Source organism: Tepidicaulis marinus, from assembly GCF_000739695.1.
GTDB classification, from domain to species: Bacteria; Pseudomonadota; Alphaproteobacteria; order Parvibaculales; family Parvibaculaceae; genus Tepidicaulis; species Tepidicaulis marinus.
Map to the genome: position 1 here is coordinate 1 of NZ_BBIO01000004.1, position 19,882 is coordinate 19,882.

The window sequence follows — 19,882 nt, forward strand, 5'->3', positions numbered from 1 at the left end:
AGAAAAACAGGGGACGTGCGTTCGATCCAGGCCGCTTCATGGGGCAACCAGCCCGTGGTCGTCACGAGCGAAATAACGGCAAAGAGCGTCGACAGAATGTCCCCGTGACCTGGCGCCTGGATGAGCGTCACAACCCAGATCACCAGCGTTGCCGCCAGAACCAGATTGAAAAAATAGAGAACTTCCGGATCCTCCCGCACGGCGCGAAGCCCCGTACGCACCACCTGGCGGTGCGTGGCGAAACTGATGGCGCCAAGGCACATCAGCACCATGAGCCAGAATTTCGGCGCCACACCTTCATAGGCCGACAGGCCCGCATCGGTTGGCACGAACCCGCCGGTCGAAACGGCAGACAGGGTCAAGCAAACCGCATCGAAGGCGGGAACGCCGCTTGCCCAAATAACCAACAGCCCGACCAATGTCAGTGTCGTATAGATCCGCCCGATCTCCGTTGCCGTCGACCGCAGGCGCTGCAAGGGATTGGTGGTCTCCCCCCGCGTCAAGGGAGAAAGCCGCAGCGACATGCCGCCGATCCCGAACGAGGCAAAGACGGCCGCCCCCAGAAAGACACTGCCCCAGCCGCCCAGCCATTGCAGGATGGCCCGCCAGAGAATGAGAGCGCGGGATTTGTCGTCCAAAGTTTCGAACACCGTCGCGCCGGTCGTTGTGATGCCGGAGACGGATTCGAAAACCGCGCCGGTAAAGCTTGCATCCGGATGAATGGTAAAAAACGGCAAGGCGCCGAAGAAGGACATGGCTGCCCAGCCGGCTGCGATGAAAGGCAAAAGATCGCGCTTTGTCAGCGAGGCTTCCGTCCCCCTGAACGCCATGATCAAACCGCCCGCCGAAAAAAGCGTGAATAGAAAGCTGAGGCTGAAAGCGGAGAAGGCTTTAGCGTCGGCGCTTGCAAAAGCGAAGACCAACGGCACGGCCATGGCGACGGCGATCACAAGGATCAACCAGCCCAGCGCATGCAGGATGTTGGAATAAACCATCGCGCGTCAGAAGAATTCGAGGCTGACCCGGAACATCTGCTCCACGGTCGGCACCTGGTCCGCCCGGGCAAAAATGATCACGCGGTCTTTCGCCGCCACTTCCGTACTTCCCCGCGGGATAACGATTTCCTTACCGCGCACGATGGCGCCGATCAAAATACCATCGGGAAGCTGCACATCGCGAAGCGGCTTGCCGACCAGCGGCGAGGTTTCGAGCGCCTCCGCCTCGATCACTTCCGCCGCGCCGTCATGCACCGAATGGAGGCCGCGGATACGGCCCCGGCGCACATGCTGCAACACGTGCGAGACGGTCGTGGCGCGCGGATTCAAAAAAGCATCGATGCCGAGCGAGCGCATGAGCGGCGAATACGTACGGTTGTTGATCAGGCTCATCGCCCGGCTGCAACCTTCGCGCTTCGCCAGCACACAGGTTAAAATGTTCGCCTGATCGTCATTCGTGAGCGTGACGATGGTTTCGGTGTCGCTAATTCCCGCTTCGCGCAGCAGCTGCGGATCGAGACCATCGCCATTCAGCACAATGGTGCGTTTCAAATGGTCGGCGGCATAGACGGCGCGCTGGCGGTCCCGCTCCACCACCTTGACACGCACGCCGGACTCTTTTTTCTCCAGTTCCCGCGCTACATAGAGGCCGATATTGCCGCCGCCGACAATCAACACCTTGCGGGCCTGTTTTTCCTCATGACCGAAAATGGCAAGCGAGCGTTTGACGTCGCGCGCGTCGGAAGCAAGATAAACCTCGTCCCCGACAAGCATCTGATCGTCCCGGTGCGGCACGAAAAGCGAACCGTTACGCACGATCCCCACGACCCGGGCACGCAGGTCCGGGAACAATTCCGTCAGCTGCTTGAGCGGTGTGTTGACGATGGGACAGTCATCTTCAATGTTGATCCCGACGACATTGACCCGCCCTTCGGCAAAATCAACCGTCTCGAAAGCGCCGGGCATGGCCAGGCGGCGCAGCACGGTGCGGCCGACTTCCAGCTCGGGCGAAATGATCACATCGATCGGCATGTGATCGCGGGCGAAAAGGTCTTGCCAGACAGGCTGCAAATAACTTTGCGCGCGGATACGGGCGATCTTCGTCGGTACGTTGAAGACGGAATGGGCCACCTGGCAGGCCACCATATTCACTTCATCATGGAAGGTAACGGCAATCAGCATATCCGCGTCACGCGCCCCTGCCCTATCCAGCACATCCGGATGCGCGCCGTGGCCCACAATGGCGCGCACATCCAGACTGTCGCTGATGGACTGAACGAGATTGGGCGACTGATCGACGACGGTGACGTCGTTCTTCTCGGCAGCAAGCTGCTTGGCAATGCCAAAGCCGACTTGGCCTGCGCCGCAAATAATGACTTTCATAAGAAAGACCTCATGCGCTCTTGCGCGATACCTATTGAGCCATATCCATGCGCGCTGGAGCCGAAACGCCGAGCGACTTGAGCTTCCGGTGCAGCGCTGAGCGCTCCATACCAATAAATGCGGCGGTGCGCGAGATGTTTCCCCCGAAGCGGCTGATCTGCGCCATCAGATATTCCCGCTCGAAGGTTTCCCGCGCCTCGCGCAGCGACATGGCCATGATGTGCTCGCCGCCCGAGCCATTCATATTCACCGAGGAAGAATTGCTGACTTCGGAGGGCAGCATTTCCGCGCTGATCAGCGTATCGGGCCCGCCCGACGTCAGGATCATCACTCTTTCGATATTGTTGCGCAGCTGGCGCACATTGCCGGGCCAGTCATGGGCTTGAAGCGCAGCCATGGCATCGTCAGAAATGCGCCGGCGCGGCAATCCCGTCGAACGGGCGATCTGCTCGATGAAATGGTTCACGAGTTCGGGAATATCGTCCCGGCGCTGGGCGATGGGCGGAATGGTGATCGGCACCACATTCAACCGGTGAAACAGGTCCTCGCGGAAATGCCCGTCGGCGATCTCCTTGCGCAGATCCTTGCTCGAGGATGAAACCACGCGCACATCCACGCTGACTTTGTTCGCGCCGCCGACGCGGGTAAATGTCTGATCCACGAGAACGCGCAAAATCTTGCCCTGCGTCTCCACCGGCATATCGGCCACTTCATCGAGGAACAATGTGCCGCCATGCGCCTGTTCGAAAACGCCGACCTTACGCGGCCCGTCGTTTCCCTCTTCGGTGCCGAACAGTTCTTCTTCCACCCTGTCGGGGGCCATGGAGGCGGCATTGATGACGACAAACGGATTTGCCGCGCGCCTTGACTGCGCGTGCAAAAGCCGCGCGGCCACTTCCTTGCCCGAACCGGCAGGGCCGGTAATCATCACGCGGCTGCCTGTCGGCGCCACTTTTTCGATGGTTTGGCGGACCTGCACCATGGCGGTGGAAGAGCCGATCATATGGCTGTCGACACCTGCCTTGATTTTCAGTTCTTCGTTTTCGCGGCGCAGCCGGAACGCCTCGATGGCCCGGCGCACAACGAGAATGAGACGGTCCGCCTTGAACGGCTTTTCAATGTAGTCATAAGCACCGATCTTGATGGCGCTCACGGCGGTTTCTACATTGCCGTGCCCGGAAATGATGATCACAGGAAGGTTCGGAAACCTCTCCTGCAAAATACCAAGCAGCTCAAGCCCGTCGAGACGGCTGCCCTGCAACCAGATATCCAGTACGACGAGTGTCGGCACACGCTCTTCAATTGAGGCAAGCGCGCTGTCGCTGCAGCGGGCTGTGCGCGTGCCATATCCTTCATCCGCCAGAATACCGGAAATGAGTTCCCGGATATCCGCTTCATCATCAACTATCAGAATATCAGACGCCATTTGCGGCCTCTTTCTCCTCTGTCGTCAAAACCCGCGCCTCTTCTTGCGCTGCGCGGCTCTCCCCAACGTTTGACTCAAGACCCCGGCTCTGACCGTGAGATGGCAAGGGAAAACGGAGCAATACCTGCGCGCCCGTCTTGCCGTCCGCGCTTTCCGGCGCGTCCCTCATTTCCAGAATCCCGTTATGGTCTTCCATGACCTTTTTGACAATGGCAAGGCCCAGCCCCGTTCCTTTTTCACGCGTCGTGACATAAGGCTCCGTCAGACGCTGGCGGCTTTCTTTCGGCAAGCCGCAACCTGTATCGGTAATCGTCACGACCGCTTCCTGACCGCTCACCTCGACACGCGCCGATATCTTGCCGATCTTCTCTCCCGGCTCCACTTCGCTGCGCCCGGTTTCTTGTTCATGATGCGCGCGCACGGCCTCGAAAGCGTTTTTCAGAATATTGGTCAAAGCCTGGCTGATCAGCCGTCCATCGGCCTCCACCTGCACCGGGGCTGATGGCGGCTCGAACTCATATTGAATTTCCGTATGCGCAACCCGCTGCAAGAACACGGACTGGCGCACCACTTCGCCAAGATCCGTTTCCCGCATCACGGCGCTCGGCATCCGCGCGAAGGACGAGAATTCATCCACCATGCGGCCGATATCGTTTACCTGGCGCACGATGGTTTCCGTACATTGCTCGAAGACATCCGGATCGGTGGTGATTTCCTTGGCGTATTTACGCCGCAGCCGCTCGGCCGATAGTTGAATGGGAGTGAGCGGGTTCTTGATTTCATGGGCGATGCGCCGGGCGACATCCGCCCACGCGGCGTTGCGCTGCGCCAGCACCAGTTCGGTAATATCGTCGAAGGTAATGACATAACCTTCAATGTCGTCCCCCGACAGCTCGCCCGCCACCCGCACATTCAGCGTGCGGTCCTGGCCGCCCACGGAAAGAGACAGCTGCTCCTGCGCCGATTTCTTTTTCGCGCCGGATGCCGCGGCCACCACCTGCGCCATGGCAGGCAAAACCTCAACGAGCGGTTTGCCGTAAAATGCCTCGAACGAGCCGCCGAGAAAACGCTGCGCGGCCTTGTTGGCGTGGTTGATGCGCCCTTCCGCATCGAGGCCGATAACCCCGGCGCTCACCCCGGCCAGCACGGCTTCGGTGAAGCGGCGGCGTTCATCCATCTCGTGGTTTGCGGAAATCAGATCGTTACGCTGTTCCTCGATCTGCGAGGTCATGCGGTTGAAGGCGCGGGACAGCCGGTCGATCTCATCATCATCCCCCGCTTCCTCCACCCGGGTGGAAAGATCGCCGGTGCGCACCCGCTCGGCCGCGCCCATCAGGCGGCCCAACGGCTCGACAATGCGGTTTGCCGCCCAAAGGCCGAGCCATATAGCGGCCAGCAGCACGACAAGCGCCACGGCGATATAGATCAGCGCGAAGGTGACTTGCACCCCCTTCTGGCGGCCTTGCAAGCTCTTATATTCGCTTACGGCGGCCTGCGTCCGGGTGAGGTGATCAAGCACGCGTGAATCGATAAAACGGGCGGCATAAAGATAAGCGCCATTGACGCCCGGCAGTTCCAGAAGCGCGCGGATCTGGTTGCCGTCGCGCACGGTGAAGAGCACGACCTGCCCTTCTTCTGCCTGTTCGAACTGCTCATCCGTCGGCAGGTTCAAAGAGGGGGCGACGCTTGCCGTGGCGCGGGAGAGAATTTTCCCCTCCCGAGAGATGATATAAGCGGCATTGAGTGCGCGCAGCGCCGCCTGGGTGGCGAGCAGTTTTTGAAAGCGCTGCGGGCTCGTCGACAGCGAGGTCGCCTCCCGGCTCAAATCGTTCGCCATCAAGGTGACTTCCGAGCGCAGCACCTGGCTGTGCTCTTCCAGATAGGATTCGGCGACTTCCAGCGAATTGCCGATGATTTCGCGCGTGCGCTCGCCAAACCAAATGTCGAGCCCACGGTTGAGCGTGACGGTGGCGAAGACAGCAACGATAATGGCGGGCATCACCGCAACGACTGAGAACATCGTCACGAGACGGGCATGCAGCTTGGCGCCGGCAATGCCGCTGCGCCTTGCCAGAATGATCCGCCCCACACGCCAAAAAATGAGCGCGCACAGGGTCAGAACGACCGCAAGATTGAGAATCAGGAGGATCAGGACGACGCCGTCATCAGGGGTAAAAGGCGTCGCGCCCGTCAGGATCAGATAGGTGAAGGAGCCCAGAAACACCCCGGCCACGACAATGGCGACCGCCAGAATTGCCGAGATATTGCGCCGCTGGATGAAGCTGAAAACCCGCCTATCCCAGCGGACACCGGTGAGCTGATCAGTCGCCGACATAATGTTTCTGTCCTGCTCCCAACTCATGCCCCCCGAAACCGGCACTGCCAAGCTGTCCTGCCCCCCAATGGCAAGTGTGCTCTGCCGGTCACGGCTGAGGCCGGACTGGCCATATAGTGACCCTTGGGAAGGTACACATCAACAACAATGTGGCAAGTTTACATCAGAAGCACTGCCAGACCGCCTGGCCTCAGCCCAACCCCCGCATCACATGCACGTCAAGTTCGCGGATCTTCTTGCGCAATGTATTACGGTTAATGCCAAGCAGATGCGCCGCCTTGATCTGGTTTCCCTTGGTCGCGGCGAGGGAGAGAGACAAAAGCGGGCGCTCGACATCGCGCAGGATGCGCTCGTAGAGACCGGCGGGCGGCAGGTCTGCGCCGAATTTGGCAAATTCGCGCCCGATGATTCGTTCCACGGCGGAACTCAAGGTTTCCTCGCCCAGCTCGATTTCCACAGCCGGGCCGACGGAGGGCTCGGCAAGCTCCATTTCGATGACCTGCGAGCCGATGCTTTCTTCCGTATAAAGAGCGGCGAGCCGGCGCACCAGATTTTCCAGCTCGCGCACATTGCCTGGCCAGCGGTAGCGCTTGAGATATTCCATGCCTTCCGCATCGATGGTCTTGTGCGGCAGGCCTTGCGCCTCGCCCTGTTTGAGGAAGTGGCGCACGAGATCGGGAATATCTTCGGCCCGCTCGCGCAGTGGCGGCAGGCGGATCGGCACCACGTTCAGGCGGTAATAAAGGTCCTCGCGGAAAAGTCCCTGATTGATGAGCTGGCGCAAATCGCGGTTTGTGGCGGCAACGATCCGCACATCCGTCTTGATCGAGGTGCGCCCGCCCACGGTCGTATATTCGCCTTCCTGCAGCACGCGCAAAAGCCGGGTTTGAGCCTCCATCGGCATGTCGCCGATTTCATCGAGGAAAAGCGTGCCCCCTTCCGCCTGCTCGAACCGGCCGGCATTGCGCTGGCTGGCGCCCGTGAACGCGCCTTTTTCGTGACCGAAAAGCTCGCTTTCGATCAGCTCGCGGGGAATGGCGGCCATGTTGATGGCAACGAAGGGCCCATGGCGGCGCTTGCCGTAATCGTGCAGCGCGCGGGCGACAAGCTCCTTGCCCGTGCCGCTTTCCCCGGAAATCATCACCGTCAAGTCGGTCTGCATCAGGCGCGCGAGAACCCGGTAGATTTCCTGCATCGCCGCCGAGCGGCCGATCAGCGGCATTTTTTCTTCTTCATCGGATTTGGCGCGCGGCAGCGCCGATTCCTTCGGCTCCGACATCGCCCGGTCGACGACACGGATAAGCTCGTTGAGATCGAAGGGTTTGGGCAGATATTCGTAAGCGCCGCGCTCGGCCGCCGTGATCGCCGTCATCAATGTGTTCTGCGCGCTCATCACGACGATCGGCAGATCGGGCCGCGCCCGTTTGATGCGCGGGATCATGTCGAAGGCGTTTTCGTCCGGCATCACCACATCCGTGACGATGAGGTCTCCTTCGCCCTGGCTCGCCCAGCGCCAGAGTGTGGCGGCATTGCTCGTCGCGCGCACGTCATAGCCCACACGGCCCAGCGCCTGGCTGAGCACGGTGCGTATCGCGGTATCGTCATCGGCAATGAGAATTGTTCCGCTGGGCATGGGGACCTCTTATCGGTTGAGCTGGAACTGGGGGGCGGGCACAGCTTTATCTTCGGGCGCGGGGCCTGAATGCATGGGCAGCAGCACGCGGAAAACCGTACGGCGCGGGCCGCTGTCGCATTCGATGATCCCGCCATGATCGCCGACGATTTTTGCGACCAGCGCCAGGCCAAGGCCTGTGCCGGACGATTTCGTCGTCACGAAGGGATCGAAGAGATGCGCCTTGATGTCTTCGGAGACGCCGGGACCGTTATCGATGACGCAAATTTCAAGCGGCAGGCCCACACGTTCCTTCGTGCCGGGAACGGAAATGCGCACGCCGGGGCGGTACGCGGTCGTCAGAATGATTTCGCCGTCATGAGTCCCTATCGCCTCGGCCGCGTTTTTCACGAGATTGAGGAAGACTTGCACGAGCTGGTTCCTGTCGCCCAGAACCGGCGGCAGCGAGGGGTCGTATTCCTCGGCGATCTTGAGATTGCGGGCAAAGCCCTTCTCAGCAAGCTGGCGCACATAGCCGAGCACGGCATGAATATTCACCGCCTCGCGCGGCACCGGGCGCTCATCGGAGAAAATCTCCATCCGGTCCACAAGCTGGCGGATGCGGTCCACCTCATCGCAAATCAGTGTGGTGAGCGTGCGCTCGTCGGGCTCCGCCGTCAGCTCCAGAAGCTGGGCCGCGCCGCGAATGCCCGAAAGCGGGTTCTTGATCTCATGGGCCAGAACCGCCGCCATGCCGACGACGGAGCGCGCCGCGCCGCGATGGGTGAGCTGGCGGTCCATCTTGTGGGCCATGGTCCGCTCTTGCAGGATGACGAGCACCTGCCGCTCCCCTTCTTCCGTGTCACCGATCGGAGTGACCTGAATGTCGACGGATTTTTCACCGAAGCGCGGCGAGGCCAAGTCGACCCCGTATTCATTGACCGAGGCCGCGTTTTCCATCACCTGATCGATCAGGGTGAGAAGCGGACTTCCAAAGGGCACGAATTCGGAAAGCGGGCGGCGGGTGAGCACGGCATCGGAAGACTGGAAAAATTGCTGCGCCGCATCGTTTGTATAATGGCACTTGCCATCGGCTGCGACGACGAGAACCGGATGCGGCAACGCATTCAAAATGCTTTCAGGGCCGGAGCCCCCCGCTCCCGGCCACCCCTTGCCGGGCTTTGCCGCCGTTTTCACGTTCATGCAGCCAGCCTTTCCATCTCATCCATATAATGACGCTCCAGCGCCGCGAGGACTTTGTCCGGTTCGGTTTCCCGCAGCACCGCCGCCTTGATGGGGCCGCTCTGCGTCCCGGCTTTCGCCGCCAGTTCGTCCAGATACCAGGCAAGATGTTTGCGGGCGATGCGGTTGCCGAGCGCCGTGCCGTAAAGGGTGAGCGTGTCTTCGTATTGCGTGCGCACCATCTCCCATTGAGCGGCAAGGGAAGGCTCGGCGGGCACGCTGCCCGTTTCGAGGAATTCGGCAACTTGAGATAAAAGCCAGGGCCGCCCATTCGCCCCCCGCCCGATCATCACGCCGTCGGCGCCGGAAAGCTCGAGACAGCGCGCGGCATCTTCAAGGCTCAAAATGTCGCCATTGGCGATGAGCGGAATGGAGACGGCCTCCTTCACCGGGCGGATCGCCGCCCAATCGGCATTGCCTTTGTAAAACTGGCAGCGGGTGCGCCCATGCACGGTCACAAGCTGCACCCCTGCCGCCTCGGCACGCCGGGCAAGCTCGGGCGCATTCAGCGAGTTTTCATCCCAGCCAAGACGCATTTTCAGCGTTACCGGCACGCGGACCGCCCCCACTACGGCCTCGATAAGCTGCTGGGCATGATCGAGGTCGCGCATCAGGGCGGAGCCGGAAAGACCCGTCGTCACTTGTTTGGAGGGGCAGCCCATATTGATGTCGATAATGTCAGCGCCGGCCGCCTCGGCGAGCGCCGCGCCCTTGGCCATCCATTCCGCTTCCCGCCCGGCAAGCTGAATGACGAGCGGGCCCTCCAGCCCCTCGCCCGCCGCGCGGCGCACCACATCAGGGCGCGCCCTGACCAGCTCCTCGCTTGCCACCATTTCCGACACCACGAGCCCGGCTCCCAGCCGCTCGGCCAGCCGCCGGTAAGGCAAATCGGTTACGCCGGACATGGGCGCCAGGAAGACTGAATTGCGGGCCTCGACAGGGCCAATCTGAATATGCATGGATGGGGCCGCTTTTTTGGGCATATTAATTCACTGCCTATCTATTATGCAATGTACGGTGGTTTTTCCCGGCTGGCAAGGGTTTCCACGGGCGAAACCCTCACAGATCCCCGCCTGCCAAGCCTCTTGCCAAGCGGGGGCTGCCATGGGAAAGGAATACCATGACCGCAGCAGCCCTCATCGTGGCCGCCGGCCGGGGCACCCGGGCGGGAGGGCCGCTTCCCAAGCAATATTGCCCCATTGGCGGCAGGCCGCTGCTTTATCACACCTTGGCGCGTTTTGCCGCCCATCCGGCCATTTCACATATTCAAGTCGTGATACACGGCGATGACCGCGCGCTTTATGAAGAAGCGGCCAGCGGCTTGCCCCGCCTTTTGCCGCCGGTTCCAGGCGGCGCGACCCGGCAGGCCTCGGTTCTCGCCGGGCTGGAAGCGCTGGCAGCACAGTCCCCCGCCCCGCGGCAGGTGCTGATCCATGACGGTGCGCGGCCCTTCATAAGCGCCGGTCTCATCTCCCGCGTGCTTGATGCGCTGGAAGAAGCGCCAGGCGCCCTGCCCGCCCTTGCCGTGACGGACACGCTGCGCCGGGGCGAAAACGGCTTTTGCGGCGAGACGGTGCCGCGCGAGGGGCTCTGGCGCGCGCAAACCCCGCAAGGCTTCCGCTTTCCCGATATTCTGGCCGCGCACCGCGCAGCAGCAGTCAACGACATGAGCGATGATGTCGCTCTTGCCAGCGCAGCGGGCCTTAAAGTGCGTCTCGTCGAAGGCTCGGAGACGAATTTCAAAGTAACGCAGGCAGAAGACTTTGCCCGCGCGGAAACCTATTTGGCGGCACATATGGAAACACGGACCGGCTCCGGATATGACGTTCACCGCTCTTCGGAAGGCAGCGAGGTCATGCTCTGCGGCATTGCCGTGCCCCATAGCCAAAGCCTTGCCGGTCATTCCGACGCCGATGTCGGCCTCCATGCGGCGACGGATGCGCTTTTGGGCGCGCTCAGTGACGGGGATATCGGCAGCCACTTCCCGCCGAGCGATCCGCAATGGAAGGGCGCGGCCTCTCATCTCTTTCTCACCCATGCCGCGGAACGGATGCGGGCACGCGGCGGCGCGCTGCTTCATCTCGATGTGACGCTGATATGCGAGCGCCCGAAAATCGGCCCGCACCGCGAGGCCATGCGCGCCCGCCTTGCCGAAATTCTGGACGTGCCGCTGCACCGCATCTCCGTTAAGGCAACGACGACGGAAGGGCTCGGCTTTACCGGCCGCCAGGAAGGCATCGCGGCGCAGGCTACCGCCACCATCCGCCTGCCTGCGGATGAGTTCTCATGAGGAAGCAAATCGCCTTCCTGCTGGCCACCTGGTTCGGCGCCGGGCTTTCCCCCGCCGCGCCGGGGACGATGGGCTCTATCGCCGCGCTGTTTTTCGCATTACCTGTCTATTGGCTCGAGCTTTCCCCGCTCCTTCTGCTTGGTGCCGCAGCGCTTCTTCTTCCCATCGGCATTTGGGCAAGCGGTATTTATGCAAATGAAACCGGCGCGGATGATCCCGGCGCCGTCGTCATCGATGAAGTCGCGGGTCAATGGATGGTGCTGGCGCTGGCGCCTCTCACCCCGCTTGGCTGGCTTGCCGCCTTTGCGCTGTTCCGGTTCTTCGACATTTTGAAACCCTGGCCCGTCAGCTGGGCGGACCGCACCCTTGACGGGGGCACCGGCATCATGATGGATGACATTCTTGCCGGGCTTTACGGCATGGCCGCCATGGCCCTGGCCACTCATTTTCTGTTCTAAGCGAGCACGACATGGTTTTTCTGCCCAAACATATTCATCTGGCCGAACTGGTGCTGGCCGATTGCGGGGAACGGAAACTCATGCTGGCGACGGCGGAATCATGCACCGGCGGATTGATCGCCGGTCTCCTGACGGAAATTGCCGGGTCTTCTTCCGTCGTCGAGCGCGGCTTCGTTACTTATTCCAACGATGCCAAGCGCGATCTTCTGGGCGTGCCCGGCGACATGCTGGCCGATTTCGGCGCGGTGAGCGAGCCCGTCGCCCGCGCCATGGCCGAAGGCGCGCTCAATCATTCCAAAGCCGATATTGCCGTCTCCGTGACGGGCATTGCAGGGCCCGGCGGCGGCACGCCGATGAAACCCATCGGCCTTGTGCATATCGCCTGTGCCTGCCGGGGGCAAAACATGATGCATGAGATGCACCGTTTCGGGGATATTGGCCGCGGGGAAGTGCGCATGGCCGCGCTGGAAGCAGCGCTCAATCTCGTACGCCGCCAGCTTGGCGCTAGTTAGCGCCCTCGCCGTAAAGCACATAGGCCCGCTCGATAAAGGCTTCCACCATACGGTCCACGGCCTTGGCGAAAACGCCCGCGATCAAAGCTTCGAGCGTGCGGCTCTTGAATTCGAAATCCACCGAGAAATGCACGAAGCAGCCGTTCTCTGCCGGCTCGAAATGCCAGTGATTATCGAGATGATGGAACGGGCCTTTGACGTAGTCGGCATCCACCGTCATCGCCGCCCTGTCCGCCGTCACCCGGCTCGTGAACCGTTCACGGAACATTTTGTACGCGATGAGCAGATCGGCGAGGAGGATTTCCTTATCGCCGGAAATTTCGCGTGAGCGCACCCGTGCGCCATGGCACCAGGGCAGGAACTCGGGATACTTGTCCACGGCAGCGACCAGCGCGAACATGTCGCTGGCGGAAAAGGGAACGTGGCGCGTTTCTTTGTGGGACGGCATGGAAATCAGCGCTGTTTGCTAAGCGAGGCTTCCCGCGCTTCGCGCAGGCGGACGAAATCCTCATCCGCATGATAGGAAGAGCGCGTCAGCGGGCTTGAGGAGACAAGCAGGAACCCTTTCGTCCGCGCGATCCGCTCATAAGAAGCGAATTCTTCCGGCGTCACGAAGCGGTCGACGGCAGCGTGCTTACGCGTCGGCTGCAAATATTGGCCGATGGTCAGAAAGTCGATATCCGCCGAGCGCATATCGTCCATGACCTGCAGAATTTCTTCGCGGCTTTCGCCAAGCCCTGCCATGAGCCCCGACTTCGTGAAGATCGTGGGATCGACCTCCTTCACCCGCTGCAACAGACGCAGCGAATGAAAATAGCGCGCGCCGGGGCGGATGGACGGATAAAGCCGCGGCACGGTTTCCAGATTATGATTGAAGACATCCGGCTTTGCCTCGGCCACTTTCTCGATCGCGCCTTCCTTGCGCAGGAAGTCGGGGGTGAGAATTTCGATCGTGGTGCCGGGCGCGCGGGCGCGGATCGCGCCGATCACATCGACGAAATGCTGCGCGCCGCCATCGGCAAGATCGTCCCGGTCAACGGACGTGATCACCACATGTTTCAGGCCGAGCTTCTCGACCGCACGGGCGACATTTTCCGGTTCTTCTGGATCAAGCGGCTTCGGCAGGCCCGTCGCCACATTGCAGAACGCGCAGGCGCGGGTGCAGGCCTCCCCCATGATCATCATGGTGGCGTGCTTCTTCGACCAGCATTCGCCGATATTCGGGCAGCCCGCTTCCTCGCACACGGTCACAAGGCCGTGGTCGCGAACGATCTTCTTGGTTTCGGTATAGACGGGCGATCCCGGCGCCTTGACGCGGATCCATTTCGGCTTGCGCAGGACAGGCGTATCCGGCCGGTTCGCCTTTTCCGGGTGCCGGGGCCGTTCGCCTTTAACCGTGTCGAGTACCGTTACCATTCTGGTCTCCTCAGGAGCCATTTATCGAGGGCGATGGATAAGCCGCGCCCCCGCTTTTGGCAAGGCCCCGTCCCTCTTCAGATAGAGCCCTTTCCCGTTCATTCCTAGGCCTTTGTCAGCCTGGATTCTCTATTTTCCGCCGTTTGCGCCGGGCCGCCACCCAGAGATTGAGGCTTTCCACCGTGATGGAGAAGGCAATCGCTGCGTAGATATAGCCGCGCGGGATATGGAAATGCAGGCCATCCGCCATCAGCGAGACGCCAACAAGCAGCAGGAAGGCAAGCGCCAGCATCTTCACGGTCGGATGCGCCAGCACGAAATCACCGACCGGTTTTGCCGCAAAGAGCATGACCGCCATAGCAATCACGATGGCGAGCACCATGATCTCCAGATGCTCGGCAATACCGACGGCAGTGATCACGCTGTCGAGCGAGAAAACCACATCGAGCAGCATGATCTGCACGATCGCCGCGGCCATGGTCGTACCGGCTTTGGCTTGCGGCCCGTCATCCGCCCCTTCGAGCATGTGGTGAATTTCCGTCGTGCCTTTGGCGAGCAGAAAAAGCCCGCCGCCGAGAAGCACAATGTCGCGCCAAGAAATGCCGAGATCGAAGACTTCGAACAGCACCGTCGTCAGGCTCGCCATCCAGGCGATGGAAAAGAGCAACGCAAGGCGCATCAGCAGCGCGCCGGCAAGGCCGATCTTTCTGATTTTTTCGCGCTGATGTTCCGGCGCGCGGGCGGCAAGGATCGACAGAAAAATCAGATTGTCGATGCCGAGCACGACTTCAAGCACGGTGAGCGTGAGAAGGCTCGCCCAGGCTTGAGGATCGGTAAGAAGATCGAGCATGGAAGTCCAATCAGAAATTAAGCGGCCGGCCGAAAGCGTCCAGCACCGATTCGTGCATATGTTCGCTCAAAGTCGGGTGCGGGAAAATAGCCGCCATCAAATCGGCTTCCGTGGTCTCGAGCTGGCGGGCCACCACATAGCCCTGAATGAGCTCGGTCACTTCCGGGCCGATCATGTGGGCGCCCAGAAGCTCCCCGGTTTTTTCGTCGAAAACGGTCTTGATGAAGCCGTCCGTCTCGCCGAGCGCAATGGCCTTGCCGTTAGCCTGAAAGGGCGCGCGGCCGACCTTGACCTTGTAGCCTGCTTCCTTTGCCTTCGCTTCCGTCAGGCCCACGCTTGCGACTTGCGGATGGGAATAGGTGCAGCCGGGCACTTTCGTCACATCGAGCGGATGCGCGTCTTTCACGCCGGCAATGCGCTCAGCCGCGAGCACGCCTTCATGGCTGGCTTTATGCGCAAGCCAGGGCGCGCCGACGAGATCGCCAATGGCATAGATACCCTTCACGTCCGTCTCGCACCATTTGTCCACCACTACATGGCCCTTCTCGATCTTTATGCCCATATCCTCGAGGCCGAGATTTTCTACATTGCCGGTGATGCCGACGGCGCTGATGACGCGGTCCACGGTGATTTCTTCCGTGCCCTTCTTCGTCTTCACATGAACGGTCACACTGTTTTCGCCCTTGTCGAGCTTCTGCACTTCCGCGCCTGTGATGATCTTGATGCCGCGCTTTTTGAAAGCGCGTTCGGCCTGTTTGGAAATTTCTTCGTCTTCCACCGGCAGGATGCGGTCCAGCACTTCCACCACCGTCACGTCCGCGCCGAAGCTGCGGTAGAAGCTCGCAAACTCGATGCCGATGGCACCGGAGCCGATCACCAGTAGGGATTTCGGCATCTCCTTCGGCGTCATGGCGTGCTTGTAGGTCCAGATCAGCTCGCCGTCCGCTTCCATACCTTTCAGCTCCCGCGCGCGGGCGCCGGTGGCAAGGATAATGTTCTTGGCCTTGATCTTTTCGGCCTTGCCGTCTTTTTCGACCTCGACGATGCCCTTACCGGCGAGCTTCGCCGTGCCTTCGATGACGCTCACCTTGTTCTTCTTCATCAGAAACTGGATGCCGCTTGACAGCTTGTCCGCCACTTTGCGGCTGCGCTCCACGATCTTCTTGCCATCGAAACCGATCTTTTCCGCCGACAGGCCGAACTCTTCGGCCTGTTCCATCAGCATGTAAACTTCGGCGGAGCGCAAAAGCGCCTTTGTGGGAATACAGCCCCAATTGAGGCAAATGCCGCCGAGCTTGTCCCGCTCGACGATCGCCGTTTTAAGGCCGAGCTGAGACGCCCGCACCGCCGCGATATAGCCGCCGGGGCCGGAACCGATGATCACCACGTCAAAAGATTCATCTGCCATGGCGCCCTCACATCAACATGGTGGCGGGAAATTCCACAAAGCCCTTGAAGGCATCGAGGAAGCGCGCGCCGAGCGCCCCGTCGATCACGCGGTGATCGCAGGACATGGTGCAGGTCATCATTGTGGCGGCCACAAGTTCATCGCCTTTCACGACCGCGCGTTTCTCCCCCGCACCGACCGCCAGGATGGCTGATTGCGGCGGGTTGATGACGGCGGTGAAATTCTTGATGCCATACATGCCGAGATTGGAAATGGAGAAGCTGCCGCCTTCATATTCCTGCGGCTTCAGCTTCCTGTCCCGCGCGCGGGCGGCAAGGTCCTTCGACTCGTTTGAAATAGCAGCGAGGCCCTTTTCATCCGCCTTATTGATGATGGGCGTGATGAGCCCGCCCTCGATGGCAACGGCAATGCCGACATTGGCGTGTTTGTGCATAAGCAGATTGTCACCGGCAAAACTCGCATTGACCTCCGGCACTTTTTTCAGGGCCAGCGCGGCGGCTCGGATGAGGAAATCGTTGACCGACAGTTTCACGCCCTCAGGTGCCCGCTCGTTGAGCTCCTTACGCACGCGCAAAAGCTCGTCGATCTCGCAATCCACGGTGAGATAATAATGCGGGATTTCCTGTTTGGATTGGGTGAGGCGCTTGGCAATCGTCTTGCGCATCTTGTCCATCGGCACTTCCTCGTATGTGCCTTTTTCGAAGAACGCGCGCGGATCGACGGAGGGCGTGAGGCTCGGACCGCCGGCAGATGCTGCGGCGGCTTTCGTGCCGGGCTTTGCCTCTTCCACATCCTTTTTGACGATGCGCCCGCGCGGGCCGCTGCCGGAAAGCGCGGCAAGGTCGATGCCTTTGTCTTCGGCAATGCGCTTTGCGAGCGGACTTGCGAAGATGCGTTTACCGTCCGGTTTCTCAGGCGCCGCTTCCTCTTTCTTCGCAGCTGGCTTCGCAGCCGGTTTTTCTTCCGGCTTTGCCTCTTTCTTTTCTTTCGGCTCGGGCTTCTCCTCTGCCGCCTTTTTCGGCGCAGGCGAAGCTGCTTCCGGATCGAAATTGTCCAGCGCGGATTTGTCCTCGCCTTCTTCCAGAAGCACGGCGATCACTTTGTTGACGGGCACGCCCTCCGTGCCTTCGTCCACCAGCAATTGGCCGACCGTGCCTTCATCCACGGCTTCGACTTCCATCGTCGCTTTGTCTGTTTCGATTTCCGCGATCACGTCGCCGGGGCCGACCTTGTCGCCCTCTTTGACGGACCATTTGGCAAGCGTGCCCTCTTCCATCGTGGGAGAGAGCGCCGGCATGGTTACGGGTATCGGCATGGCTCCCTCCTTAAAGGTAACAGACGGCTTTCACCGCCTTCACCACATCCTTGGCGCTGGGCAGCGCCAGCTTTTCAAGATTGGCGGCATAAGGCAGCGGCACGTCCTTGGCACTAACCCGGGCAACCGGCGCATCGAGATAATCGAAGGCACGTTCCATGATCTGCGCGGCGATTTCCGCGCCCATGCCGCAGACGGGCCAGGTCTCTTCCACCGTCACCACGCGGTTCGTCTTTTTCACCGATTGAATGACCGGCTCAAGATCGAGCGGGCGCAGCGTGCGCAGGTCGATCAGTTCGGCGGAGATGCCCTGCTCTTCCAGCTCCTTCATCGCCTCCAGGCAATAATCGATGCCGCGGCTGAAAGAGACGAGCGTTACGTCGCTCCCCTCTTTCATGACTTTCGATTTGCCGATGGGCACGACCCAATCATCCATGTCCGGCACGTCGAAGGAGCGGCCGTATAGGATTTCGTTTTCAAGGAAGATGACGGGATTGGGGTCGCGGATCGCGGCTTTCATCAGGCCTTTGGCATCCGCCGCCGAATAGGGCGCGACGACTTTGAGCCCCGGAATATGCGCATACCAGGCCGAATAGTCCTGGCTATGCTGGGCGGCCACGCGCGAGGCAGGCCCGTTCGGCCCGCGGAAAACCATGGGGCAGCTCATCTGCCCGCCGGACATGTAGCGTGTCTTCGCAGCGGAATTGATGATCTGGTCCATCGCCTGCATGGCGAAGTTGAAGGTCATGAATTCGACGATGGGGCGCAGCCCGCTCATGGCCGCGCCAATGCCGAGCCCGGCAAAGCCATGTTCCGTGATCGGCGTATCGACCACGCGTTTGGCGCCGAATTCATCGAGAAGGCCCTGGGTCACCTTGTAAGCGCCCTGATATTCGGCCACTTCCTCGCCCATGACGAAGACGCGTTCATCGGCGCGCATTTCCTCGGCCATCGCATCGCGCAAGGCCTCGCGCACCGTCATTTCCTTCATCTTCGTGCCTTCCGGCACGTCAGGTTCCTTAAGCTCGATTTTTACTTCCGGTTTGCCGCCGTCTTCCTCGTCCTCACCCCCATCTTCATCGCTTTCGGCTTCTTCCTGCTTTTTGGCTTTTTTCGGGGCGGGTTTTTCGGCTTTTGTCTCGGCCTTATCGAGATCGCTTTCGTCTTCGCCCTCTTCCAAAAGCAGCGCGATCACGTCATTCACCGGCACGTTCTCCGTGCCTTCCTCGATGAGAATCTTGCCGATCGTGCCTTCATCGACCGCTTCAAGCTCCATCGTCGCCTTGTCGGTTTCGATCTCGGCAATCACATCGCCGGGCGCCACCTTGTCCCCCTTCTTCACCAGCCATTTGGCCAGCGTGCCTTCTTCCATCGTGGGCGAGAGCGCGGGCATGGTTATGTTCTGCGGCATTTAAGCGGCCTCCCCGTCGCTGAGCACATCGGTCCAAAGCTCCTTGGCATCGGGCTCCGGGCTTTCCTGGGCAAAATTCGCCGCTTCGGAAATGATGCCGCGCACCTTCTTGTCTATGGCTTTCAGATCGTCCTCGCTCGCATGTTTGCCTTTCAGAAGCCGCGCGCGCACCTGCTCGATCGCGTCATGCTCTTCGCGCATCTTGTTCACTTCTTCCTTCGCGCGGTATTTCGCCGGGTCGGACATGGAATGGCCGCGATAGCGGTAGGTCATCATTTCAAGGATGTAAGGACCCTTGCCGGCGCGGCACCATTCGGCGGCGCGCGCGCCTGCTTCTTTCACGGCGCGCACATCCATACCGTCCACCTGCTCGCCGGGAATATTGAAGCTGATCCCGCGTTTCGACAGATCCGTCTGCGCGGAAGAGCGCTTCACCGATGTGCCCATCGCATATTGATTGTTCTCGATGATGTAGATGACCGGCAGATCCCAAAGCTCGGCCATGTTGAAACTTTCATAGACCTGCCCCTGGTTCGCCGCCCCGTCACCGAAATAGCAAAGCGTGACGCGTCCGTTTTCTTCATAGCGGTTGGCGAAGGCGAGCCCGGTGCCGAGCGGCACCTGCGCGCCGACAATGCCGTGGCCGCCATAGAATTTCTTTTCCACGGAGAACATGTGCATGGAGCCGCCTTTGCCCTTGGAAAAGCCACCCTCGCGCCCCGTCAGCTCCGCCATGACGCCTTTCGGGTCCATGCCGCAGGCGAGCATGTGGCCATGGTCGCGGTAGCCGGTGATCACCTGGTCGCCTTCCTCGATGGCCATTTGCATGCCCACCACCACGGCTTCCTGACCGATATAAAGATGGCAGAAGCCGCCGATGAGGCCCATCCCGTACATCTGCCCCGCCTTTTCCTCGAACCGGCGGATGAGCAGCATGTCCTCGAAGGCCTTCATTTCCTGCTCAGGCGTGAACTCAGGCACCTCGGGTTTTCCGCTGCCCGGGCTTGCGCCGCCCGCGCGTTTGCGCGCCGGGCTCTTCTTCGCCGCCGTTTTTTTGGCTGCGGTTTTCTTCGAGGCAGATTTCCGGGACGCGCTTTTGGTTTTCGGCGCCGCACGTTTGGCAGACATTGGGGGGCCTCCCTTTCAAGGCGTGCTCATGCTCGTATGAACGCACGAATACCTTAAAAGTTAGGCATTAAAAGTTTGATTTGCATAAAGAAATTATGACT

At 60.7% G+C, this 19,882-nt stretch carries 17 protein-coding genes; 3 read left to right on the forward strand and 14 right to left on the reverse strand.

What is annotated here, in order from left to right; genetic code table 11:
• The 7 genes from M2A_RS04905 to dusB form a co-directional block, all read right to left on the reverse strand.
• The coding region (locus tag M2A_RS04905) for a potassium transporter TrkG (protein WP_045443869.1) at window positions 1–995 on the reverse strand (995 nt) is incomplete at its 3' end.
• A 6-nt stretch (window positions 996–1,001) separates the two neighbouring features.
• Window positions 1,002–2,378: a Trk system potassium transporter TrkA gene (trkA, locus tag M2A_RS04910; RefSeq protein ID WP_045443870.1), complete on the reverse strand. Its 1,377-nt coding sequence runs from the start codon at window positions 2,376–2,378 to the stop codon at window positions 1,002–1,004.
• Between the two features lie 31 nt (window positions 2,379–2,409).
• The gene (gene ntrX / locus M2A_RS04915; RefSeq protein WP_045443871.1) at window positions 2,410–3,804 is read right to left on the reverse strand and encodes a nitrogen assimilation response regulator NtrX; all 1,395 of its coding nucleotides are present in this window, start codon (window positions 3,802–3,804) and stop codon (window positions 2,410–2,412) included.
• Window positions 3,794–6,139, reverse strand: coding sequence for a sensor histidine kinase NtrY-like (locus M2A_RS04920; RefSeq protein ID WP_052379222.1), 2,346 nt, complete (start codon window positions 6,137–6,139; stop codon window positions 3,794–3,796). The genes ntrX and M2A_RS04920 overlap by 11 nt, the downstream gene beginning before the upstream one ends.
• Before the next feature lie 190 nt (window positions 6,140–6,329).
• Window positions 6,330–7,772: a nitrogen regulation protein NR(I) gene (gene ntrC, locus M2A_RS04925; RefSeq protein WP_045443872.1), complete on the reverse strand. Its 1,443-nt coding sequence runs from the start codon at window positions 7,770–7,772 to the stop codon at window positions 6,330–6,332.
• A gap of 9 nt (window positions 7,773–7,781) precedes the next feature.
• Complete coding sequence (locus M2A_RS04930) at window positions 7,782–8,954, reverse strand: two-component system sensor histidine kinase NtrB (protein ID WP_045443874.1); 1,173 nt, start codon at window positions 8,952–8,954, stop codon at window positions 7,782–7,784.
• Window positions 8,951–9,952, reverse strand: a complete 1,002-nt coding sequence (gene dusB / locus M2A_RS04935; protein ID WP_244444386.1) for a tRNA dihydrouridine synthase DusB — start codon at window positions 9,950–9,952, stop codon at window positions 8,951–8,953. Before dusB ends, M2A_RS04930 begins: the two co-directional genes overlap by 4 nt.
• 161 nt (window positions 9,953–10,113) lie before the next feature.
• On the opposite strand from dusB, the gene M2A_RS04940 reads away from it, so the two are divergent.
• From M2A_RS04940 to M2A_RS04950, 3 genes are read left to right on the forward strand one after another with little or no spacing between them, the layout of a single operon-like run.
• Window positions 10,114–11,283: a bifunctional 2-C-methyl-D-erythritol 4-phosphate cytidylyltransferase/2-C-methyl-D-erythritol 2,4-cyclodiphosphate synthase gene (locus tag M2A_RS04940; RefSeq protein ID WP_045443876.1), complete on the forward strand. Its 1,170-nt coding sequence runs from the start codon at window positions 10,114–10,116 to the stop codon at window positions 11,281–11,283.
• On the forward strand, window positions 11,280–11,741 hold the full coding sequence (locus M2A_RS04945; protein WP_045443878.1) for a phosphatidylglycerophosphatase A family protein: 462 nt from the start codon (window positions 11,280–11,282) through the stop codon (window positions 11,739–11,741). The genes M2A_RS04940 and M2A_RS04945 overlap by 4 nt, the downstream gene beginning before the upstream one ends.
• Before the next feature lie 11 nt (window positions 11,742–11,752).
• Entirely contained in the window at window positions 11,753–12,253 is a 501-nt protein-coding gene (locus tag M2A_RS04950; RefSeq protein ID WP_045443880.1) for a CinA family protein, read from the forward strand.
• Here M2A_RS04950 and M2A_RS04955 read toward each other — a convergent pair.
• From M2A_RS04955 to pdhA, 7 genes are all read right to left on the reverse strand, one after another.
• The gene (locus M2A_RS04955; RefSeq protein ID WP_045443882.1) at window positions 12,246–12,701 is read right to left on the reverse strand and encodes a type II toxin-antitoxin system RatA family toxin; all 456 of its coding nucleotides are present in this window, start codon (window positions 12,699–12,701) and stop codon (window positions 12,246–12,248) included. The genes M2A_RS04950 and M2A_RS04955 overlap by 8 nt on opposite strands.
• A gap of 5 nt (window positions 12,702–12,706) precedes the next feature.
• Entirely contained in the window at window positions 12,707–13,669 is a 963-nt protein-coding gene (gene lipA, locus M2A_RS04960) for a lipoyl synthase (protein WP_045443884.1), read from the reverse strand.
• Window positions 13,670–13,784: 115 nt separating this feature from the next.
• Window positions 13,785–14,519, reverse strand: coding sequence for a TerC family protein (locus M2A_RS04965; protein ID WP_045443886.1), 735 nt, complete (start codon window positions 14,517–14,519; stop codon window positions 13,785–13,787).
• A gap of 10 nt (window positions 14,520–14,529) precedes the next feature.
• A complete protein-coding gene (gene lpdA / locus M2A_RS04970) occupies window positions 14,530–15,927 on the reverse strand; it encodes a dihydrolipoyl dehydrogenase (protein WP_045443888.1) in 1,398 nt (465 codons plus the stop codon).
• Window positions 15,928–15,934: 7 nt separating this feature from the next.
• Window positions 15,935–17,242: a pyruvate dehydrogenase complex dihydrolipoamide acetyltransferase gene (locus M2A_RS04975; RefSeq protein ID WP_045443889.1), complete on the reverse strand. Its 1,308-nt coding sequence runs from the start codon at window positions 17,240–17,242 to the stop codon at window positions 15,935–15,937.
• A 10-nt stretch (window positions 17,243–17,252) separates the two neighbouring features.
• Entirely contained in the window at window positions 17,253–18,653 is a 1,401-nt protein-coding gene (locus M2A_RS04980; RefSeq protein ID WP_045443890.1) for a pyruvate dehydrogenase complex E1 component subunit beta, read from the reverse strand.
• A complete protein-coding gene (gene pdhA, locus M2A_RS04985) occupies window positions 18,654–19,781 on the reverse strand; it encodes a pyruvate dehydrogenase (acetyl-transferring) E1 component subunit alpha (RefSeq protein ID WP_045443891.1) in 1,128 nt (375 codons plus the stop codon).
• Window positions 19,782–19,882: the final 101 nt, after the last annotated feature.